Raw genomic sequence first — 3,344 nt, forward strand, 5'->3', positions numbered from 1 at the left:
TGCCCGCCCGGCCCACGGCATCCGTGAGGAACGCGGCGCCCGCGGGAGCCGCCGCGTCGGTGGGGAGCACGATGCCCGTGAGGGTCACGAGGCGGCACCGGCACGCAGTTCCAGGACCGACCGGCCCTGGGAGCGCAGGCCGGCGGCGGCTGCCCGCACGCTTTCCGCGGTCACCGCCCCCACCACCGCGGGCAGCTCGTTGATCAGTTCGGGCCGGCCGCGGTGCAGCTCGAAGGTGGCCAGGGCCAGCGCGCGCCCGAGCGCGTCGTCGGCCTCGCGCAGCAGGCCGGAGGCGATCCGCGCCTGTATCCGGGCGAGCTCGCCGGGCTGGAGGCCGTCGGTGGCGACGCGGTCGAGCTCCTCGTCCACCGCGGCGAGGACCGCATCGGGCGTCGACTCCGCGGGATGCCGGGCCTCCAGGGTGAGCAGCAGCGGATCCCGCTGGTCGAACGGGTCCCCGAAGGTGCCGAGATAGGTGCTCACGCCGATCACCGACCGGTCCTTCTGGACGAGCCTGCGCTCCAGCCGGCTGGCGTCGCCGGCGGACAGGACGTGGGTGAGCACGTCGTAGGCCAGGAAGGTCGGTAGATCGGCCAGAGGATCGGGGACGCGGTAGCCGACGGCGAGCGCCGGGCGGGGCGCGAGCGGGTCGGTGAGGACCGAGCGCCGTTCCTCGGCGCGCACCGGCTCGGCGAAACTCGGGCGGACGGGCACCGGCCGGGCCGGGATGTCGTCGAAGTAGCGATGGACCAGCCGCAGGGCGTCGTCGACATCGAAGTCACCGACCACCGTCAGGACGGCGTTGCCCGGCGCGTAGTACTTGTCGAAGAAGTCCGCGGCGTCGTCGAGGCTCGCCGCCTCAAGCTCGTGGAAGTCACCGTAGCCATTGTGGGCGTTGGGGAACGTGTCGAAGGCGACCGGCGGGAGCGTGATCCAGGGAAACCCGCCGTAGGGCCGGTTCAGCACGTTCACCCGAATCTCCTCCTGGACCACCGCGATCTGGTTGTCCAGGTTCTCCCGCGTGATCCGGGGCGCGCGCATCCGGTCGGCCTCGAGGAACAGCGCGCGTTCCAGCCCGCCGGAGGGCAGCAGCTCGTAGTAGTCGGTGTGGTCCGGATGCGTGGATCCGTTGAATATGCCCCCGGCGGCCTGCACATACTTCGCGTGCTCGGCCTTTCCGACATTTTCACTGCCCTGGAACATGAGATGTTCAAACAGGTGCGCGAAGCCGGTCCGCCCCTCCGGCTCGGAGCGGAATCCCACGTCATAGTGGACAGCCACGGCGACAACGGGCGCCGTGCGATCCGGAGCCAGCACGACGCGCAGCCCGTTCGCCAGGGAGGTCTTCTCCACCGGGTAGGAGGGCGCCGGCAACAGGACGGCGGTCGTATTCGTCTCGGTACGAGGGGGCACGGTTGGCAACGCTACTGCGGCCGGGCCTGTCATGGTCCGGGTACTCGATGATCCGCGCCACAGGGCCGCCGGTTGCCCGCTCCACGGCCATCGCGCTCCCGGATTGATCCCGCCTTTCCGGCGAATCCGGCCAGGGCCTCGCCGTGAGCCCCGCCGGGGTTCTCAGCGGGTTCCCGCCGCGTCCCGGCGGCGCCTCTCGTCAGGATCCCAGCAGGACCCCGACAGGGCCCCACGGTCATCGCCGGGCCGTTCGTCGCATCGCCACCGATGAGGCGGGGTTATGCTCACCGGAGCACTTCGACGACCCGGGGCCCGTCCGAAGCGGGGTGCAAGCCGTGAAAACTGTTCCAGACGGACAGTTGCCATCCACTCTGTCTACTGATCTCGCTGACATCCTGCGATTTGAGCTGGCGACCCTCAGCGATGATCTGATCGCGGCCATCGCGCGTGAGGTGCCGCCGTACGCGCGCCCGCTGGAGGGCTCGTTCGGCCGCGGCGTGCGGCAGGGGGTCGAAGAGGCGCTGCTGCGTTTCCTCACCGTGGTCGGCGCCGACTCCGGCGGACCGCCCGATCTCGCGGCCAGCCGTGAGGTCTACGTCCGGCTGGGACGCGGCGAGTTCCGCTCCGGGCGCTCGCTGGACACCCTTCTCGGCGCCTACCGGGTGGGCGCCCGGGTCGCCTGGCGGCGGCTCGCCGAGGCGGCGCGGCGCGGCGGGCTGGACGCCGCCGGGCTGGTCTCGCTGGCCGAAACGATGTTCGCCTACATCGACCGGATCTCCGCCGCCAGCGCCGAGGGCTACGCCCAGGAGCAGTCCGAGGCGGCCAGCGAACGCGGCCGTCTGTGGGACCGGCTCGGCGAGCTGATGCTGTCCGGGGGAAGCCCCGCAACGATCGAGCAGGTCGCCCGGGCGGCCCGCTACCGGCTGCCCGACGTCGTGGCCGCCGTTCTCCTCCCCGGCTCCGCGGGCAGCGGCCGCGTCGTCGACGGAGCCGACGGAGCCGACGGGGCCGACCGAGCCGGTGCCGTCAGCCCCGCTCGGGGCGACGGCGGGAGCGACGCCGAGCGGGCCCGCGGAGCCGTTGACGCGGCTCGCGGCGACGACGGGTCCCGCTGGGCCGACACGACTGACACCCTCGGCACGACTCGCGGCAACGACACGACTCATGACGCTGCCGCGACTCGCGGCGGCGACACGACTCGCGGCGGCGACAGAGCCGACGATGCCGGGGGTGTGGGCGGGCCGGCCCACGATCGTGTCGACCGCCGGGTGGACCACTGCCTCCCCCACCTGGTGCTGCCGCCGGAGACACCTCGCACCATCCAGGGCAAGGACACCTGGGTGTTCGTCACCGACCCGGTCGGGCCCGGGCGGCGGGGCTGGCTCGAGCGGACGCTGGCCGGTCTCGACGCGATCGTCGGCCCGGCCGTCCCGTGGCGGGACGCGTCCGCCAGCGCGGCGCGGGCGGCGTTCGCGCGCAGGGCCCGGGACAGCGGAACGCTGCCGGGCGTACCCGTCAGCCCTGGCGGGGTGCTGTTCACCGACGACCATCTCGCCGGGCTGCTGTTCGCCCGGGATCCGCAGCTGCTCGCCGACCTCGCCCGCCGCCGGCTCGCCCCGCTGGACGGGCTGCCCGCCCGGGCCCGTACCCGGCTGGCGCAGACACTGCTGCTGTGGCTGCGGCTACGGGGACAGCGCGCCCTGATCGCCGCCGAGCTCCAGGTGCACCCGCAGACGGTCCGCTACCGGCTCGGCCAGTTGCGCGCCCTGTTCGGGGAGATCCTGGACGACCCGGACGCCCGCTTCGAGCTCGAGCTCGTCCTGCGCGCCGGTCTGACCCATCCCCCGCCCTCCCCGGCAGCGACGGCCGACTGACGGTCCGTGCCCGTTGGACCATGCCCGTTGGACCATGCCCGCGAGCCATGTCTCCGG

The 3,344-nt window shown here is 73.1% G+C and carries 2 protein-coding genes; one reads left to right on the plus strand and one right to left on the minus strand.

The features are described from left to right. Nucleotides 1-84 precede the first annotated feature (84 nt). On the minus strand, nucleotides 85-1,446 hold the full coding sequence (locus AC5LSR_RS17785; RefSeq protein WP_250285783.1) for a M16 family metallopeptidase: 1,362 nt from the start codon (nucleotides 1,444-1,446) through the stop codon (nucleotides 85-87). A 326-nt stretch (nucleotides 1,447-1,772) separates the two neighbouring features. Between AC5LSR_RS17785 and AC5LSR_RS17790 the strand changes: the two genes are divergently transcribed. Further along, entirely contained in the window at nucleotides 1,773-3,287 is a 1,515-nt protein-coding gene (locus AC5LSR_RS17790; protein WP_250290081.1) for a helix-turn-helix domain-containing protein, read from the plus strand. The last annotated feature ends 57 nt before the right edge of the window (nucleotides 3,288-3,344 follow it).

It is taken from the genome of Protofrankia sp. CiP1_Cm_nod4, from assembly GCF_982290645.1.